Below are 790 nucleotides of genomic sequence, written 5' to 3'. Positions count from 1 at the left end.
GTCACCTCGGTCGAGCGGGCTGCCGAGCTGCTGCTTGAATGGAACGACCAGACCCCGGACTGGCAGGCTGCCGTCCTGGTCGTCATGAGCTGCCTGGAGGGCGGCAAGTCTCCAATGGACGTGCGGGCCGCATTCGAGGCAGCGGCAAGGTCGAACGGCAAACTGATCGTCATGCCGCCTCCGTGAGCTTGGCCTTGCGGAGCCAGCGGTCGAACTGCCTCCCGACATGGGCCTTGGTCCACTCGACATTGCAGCGTGCGGGTGCGGTGGCGCGTGCCCATTTCCCGCCGCCGAAGCGACCGGACATGCTGATCTGCTCGGGCTGGCCGTCCTTGCTGACGACGATCAGACGGGCCATCCGGATCGCGCCCGAATAGAAATGATGCTCCACGCAGACGAGCTTGTGTTCGGCGAGCGTGTCCGAGTCGAAGGTCTGGCTCGCGACCTCCTTCCAGTGACGGGCCATCATGCAAACCTCGTGAGATCGGGGAATTTCTTGAGCAGGGTCTCGGGCTTAACCGCCTTGTACTGCCAGTCATAGGCCGAGACGCCCTTCTGGCCCTGCTTCGCCAGGATTAAATGGTGCTCCGTCGTGCCCACCGATGTGAGGCGGTGCCCGACATACACCCACGCCTTGTCGTCGGCGTCGTAGGCGACGGTGCCGAGCGGGATCTTCACAGCGCGGCCATGAAGCCGGGGGTGCCGAACAGGACCAGCACCGGGCCGTAGAGCTGCGGAGCCCAGCCGCCGAACGGCTTGCAGGCCGCCCAGGCCAGGGTCGCCTGCTCGT

Annotated in this window: 3 protein-coding genes; 1 reads left to right on the top strand and 2 read right to left on the bottom strand. The window is 65.6% G+C overall.

All coding sequences use genetic code 11. The features are described from left to right. On the top strand, positions 1-186 hold a 186-nt coding region (locus AC1D34_RS38105; RefSeq protein ID WP_476827096.1), incomplete at its 5' end, for a DUF982 domain-containing protein. Here AC1D34_RS38105 and AC1D34_RS38100 read toward each other — a convergent pair. Together AC1D34_RS38100 and AC1D34_RS38095 are read right to left on the bottom strand one after the other, a co-directional pair. Then, positions 170-469, bottom strand: coding sequence for a hypothetical protein (locus AC1D34_RS38100; protein ID WP_476827095.1), 300 nt, complete (start codon positions 467-469; stop codon positions 170-172). The two genes, AC1D34_RS38105 and AC1D34_RS38100, sit on opposite strands and share 17 nt — an antisense overlap. Beyond that, the gene (locus tag AC1D34_RS38095) at positions 466-678 is read right to left on the bottom strand and encodes a hypothetical protein (protein WP_476827094.1); all 213 of its coding nucleotides are present in this window, start codon (positions 676-678) and stop codon (positions 466-468) included. Before AC1D34_RS38095 ends, AC1D34_RS38100 begins: the two co-directional genes overlap by 4 nt. Positions 679-790: the final 112 nt, after the last annotated feature.

The organism is Allobosea sp. P1_A7, assembly GCF_056406775.1.
This window is presented reverse-complemented; position numbering and strand designations above follow the sequence as displayed.

Bases quoted from the DNA above. Each gene is read 5' to 3' on its own strand.
- AC1D34_RS38100 (WP_476827095.1), bottom strand. From the start codon at position 469: ATGATGGCCCGTCACTGGAAGGAGGTCGCGAGCCAGACCTTCGACTCG.